At 71.6% G+C, this 3,325-nt stretch carries 4 protein-coding genes; 3 read left to right on the top strand and 1 reads right to left on the bottom strand.

What is annotated here, in order from left to right; all coding sequences use genetic code 11:
* A partial coding sequence (locus tag ACFYX3_RS41980) for an adenosylhomocysteinase (protein ID WP_359520300.1) occupies positions 1-95 on the top strand: 95 nt, incomplete at its 5' end.
* Between the two features lie 153 nt (positions 96-248).
* On the top strand, positions 249-863 hold the full coding sequence (locus tag ACFYX3_RS41975; RefSeq protein WP_116160675.1) for a hypothetical protein: 615 nt from the start codon (positions 249-251) through the stop codon (positions 861-863).
* A gap of 39 nt (positions 864-902) precedes the next feature.
* Here ACFYX3_RS41975 and ACFYX3_RS41970 read toward each other — a convergent pair whose 3' ends face one another.
* Positions 903-1,838: an RDD family protein gene (locus ACFYX3_RS41970; protein ID WP_389025412.1), complete on the bottom strand. Its 936-nt coding sequence runs from the start codon at positions 1,836-1,838 to the stop codon at positions 903-905.
* A 119-nt stretch (positions 1,839-1,957) separates the two neighbouring features.
* Here ACFYX3_RS41970 and ACFYX3_RS41965 point away from each other — a divergent pair, with 119 nt between their 5' ends.
* On the top strand, positions 1,958-2,965 hold the full coding sequence (locus tag ACFYX3_RS41965; protein ID WP_389025410.1) for a stage II sporulation protein M: 1,008 nt from the start codon (positions 1,958-1,960) through the stop codon (positions 2,963-2,965).
* The last annotated feature ends 360 nt before the right edge of the window (positions 2,966-3,325 follow it).

The raw sequence follows: 3,325 nt of genomic DNA, 5'->3' as shown, positions 1-3,325 counted from the left end.
TCGGCGTCAAGCTGACGACCCTCCGCCCGGAGCAGGCCGCCTACATCGGCGTCGAGGTCGAGGGCCCCTTCAAGCCGGACCACTACCGCTACTGATGCCCCGGCCGGCGGCGCCCGCGCACTGACGCGGCGCCGTCCCGGACACCCGTAGAGGACTCAGGCAGGCCCCCCGCACCCCCGTGCCGGGGGGCCTGCCCCGTCCCGCCCCCGCTACCGCTTCCAGGAAGCACCCCTCCCGAGGACCGACCCATGCCCCGCGGCCGTTATTCGCTCCATGACCCGCACGATCACACCCCCCTCGGTGAAGAACACTTCCACTGCGCGCCCGGCCCCTCCGGCTGGCGCTACGTCTCGCAGATCACCACCCCCGACGGCGACCACCGGGGCTCCGTCGACCTGGCCGTCGACGAACTCGGCCGCCCCATCCGCCTCGAACTGCACGCCGCCGGCTGGCAGGTCCGCGGCGCGGCCCTCGACGGCGTCACCTGGGTCCGTACGGACCCCACCGGAACCCACGCCACCGAAGGCAATGTGCGCGCCCACGCCTTCACCGGCACGTCCCCGGCGTTCCTCGTCGCCCTCACGCGACTCCTGCGTCTCACCCCCGATTCCCCCGAGACCCGTGTCAGGCTCGTCGCCTTCACGGACCCGGTGCTCGCCCCCCTCACGGTCGACCAGTCCTGGGCCCTGCTGAGAAGTGAAGCGCACCCCACTGACAACGGCCCCCTGATGGTGGACGAGTACCAGGTCAGCGCCCTGGACACGGGCGAACGCCACACGGTCCACATCGCCGGCGACGTGGTCCTCGCGGCCCCCGGCATCGAACTCGAAGCCCTCGAGACCCCACCCTCGGTCTTCCCCTGACCCACCCCCGCGGGCAGCCGTCCCCCAGGCAGGCGTCCCTCAGGCAGGCGGCGCGAAGCCGGTAGGCCGTACCCCGGACTCAACGCCCGGGTCGACACCCGGCGACGCGACCACCGGGGGAGAAGCCACAGAGGGAACAGAGGGAGAAGCCACAGGGGAAGCGACAACCGGAGCGACAACCGGGGGCGGCACAGAGCCCGGCACCACGCCCGGCAACCCTGCCGCCGCCGAGGCGAACGCCCGCCGCGCGTCCCGCGCCTGCCGCTCGGCCACCACCCCCGCCAGATAGGCCTCGGCCGGCACCCCCGCCGGCGGAGGCGTACCGGTCCGCGACACCAGCTCGTCCGCGAGCCGCTCCGCGAGCCGCCGCCCCACGGCCGGGTCCAGCTCGCGCGACCGCGTCAGGTACTGACGTATCTCCAGCCACAGCGTCTCCGGCACCGCCGAGAGATCGACCCCGGCGAAACGCCCCACGAGCCACGGCGGCGGCGGAGGCACGGCCGCCACGCGCGCGGTGGGTACCCGCTCCCGCACCACCAGCGTCCCCGCGAAGACGTCCCCGAGCCGCCGCCCCCGCTCGGACACCAGCGAGGCGATACAGGCGACGACCCCGAAGGTCATCAGGATCTCCACGACCCCCATCGCGCCCCGCACCAGCGCGTGCCGGAACCGGATCGGCCCGCCGTCGTCCCGGACCACCCGCAGCCCGACGGCCAGCTTCCCGAGCGACCGCCCGTGCGTCAGCGTCTCCACAGCGATCGGCGCCCCCACGAGTACCAGCAGGAAGGACGCGACCGACACCGCCATCATCGCCGCCTCGTCGAGTGACGCCGTGGCGACCGCGAGCCCGAGCGTGATCAGCAGGTACGCGGCCCACACCACGACCAGGTCGATGAGCACCGCGAGCGCCCGACTCGGCAGCCGCGCGGGCTGCAACCCCAGGACGACCGCATCGCCCGTCACCAGATCACTCACGGCACCCACCCTTCTCCGACCTTCCCGACCCCTCCGAACGCCAGTCTGCCAAGCTGGCCCGCAGCGCGCCGCAGTAGTACGGACCCGTCCGCAGCCAGTGCCTGGAGCAGCAGCCGATCATGGACCTCGACGTCTACGTGACCGCCCACCGCGCCGAGTGGGAACGCCTCGACCACCTCCTGCGCCGGGGCGGCAAGCTCACCGGCGCCGAGGCCGACGAACTCGTCGCGCTCTACCAGCGCACGGCCACCCACCTCTCGATCGTCCAGTCGAGCACCCCGGACCCCATGCTCACGGCCCGGCTCACCCAGCTCGTGGCCCGAGCCCGCGCCGCCGTCACCGGCACCCGCCGTTCCTCCTGGCGCGACGCGGTCGGCTTCCTCACGGCGGGCTTCCCCGCCGCGGTCTACCGCTCCCGCCACTGGTGGATCCCGACGGCCGTCCTCTCCACGCTGCTCGCGGCCCTCATCGGCTGGTGGATCGGTACGTACCCGGACGTCCAGGCCGCGATCGGCGCTTCAGCCGACCTCCGCGAGATGACCCGCCCCGGCGGCCAGTACGAGACGTACTACTCGAGCCACCCGGCGGCCTCCTTCGCCGCCCAGGTCTGGACGAACAACGCCCAGGCCGCGGCCATGTGCCTGGTCCTGGGCGCGTTCCTGGGCATCCCGGTGCTCTGGATCCTGTTCATGAACATGCTGAACGTCGGCGTCGGCGTCGGCCTGATGTCCGCCGCAGGCCGCCTCGACGTCTTCCTGGGCCTGATCCTTCCCCACGGCCTGCTCGAACTGACCGCCGTCTTCGTGGCCGCGGGTACGGGCCTCCGCCTCGGCTGGACCGTCGTCGACCCCGGGCCCAGGACCCGCCGCGCCGCCCTGGCGGAACAGGGCCGCGCGGCCGTCGGCATGGCGATCGGCCTGGCCCTGGTCCTCTTCGTCTCGGGCCTGATCGAAGGCTTCGTCACCCCCTCGGGCCTCCCCACCTGGGCCCGCATCGCCATCGGCATCGGCGCTGAGCTGGGCTTCCTCTTGTACGTCTACGTGCTCGGCGGCCGCGCAGCCCGGGCCGGCGACACCGGCGATCTGGAGGAGCCCGACCGCAGCGCCACGCTCCCCACCGCCGCCTGATGTGCGTCCGCCCCTCCTGAGCTGCTAGTCTCCTCCGGTGCTCGCGAAACCCGTTGACACGGGGCTCGTGGGGAGGTAGATTCAAACGGTTGCCTAGAACTGGACAGTTCGGCAGCGACCGGGTAGAGTCTCACTCACTCCGGTAGGGATTCCGATTCCACGGAGTCACCCCGATTCTTATTCGAATCATGAAAGCCACCGATTAGGTCGGCCAAAATGAATCTGATAAAGTCGAAACCGCCGGAAGGGCCCGGAGCGAAAGCGGAAGGGACCGGAAAGCACCGAGGAAATCGGATCGGAAAGATCTGATAGAGTCGGAAACGAAGGAAGCGCCCGGAGGGCCTGGAAACAGGAACGAAG

The organism is Streptomyces sp. NPDC002463 (genome assembly GCF_042889835.1).
Classification (GTDB): domain Bacteria; phylum Actinomycetota; class Actinomycetes; order Streptomycetales; family Streptomycetaceae; genus Streptomyces; species Streptomyces nymphaeiformis.
The sequence above is the reverse complement of the archived record's forward strand: the minus strand, read 5'-3'. Positions and strand labels throughout refer to the sequence as shown.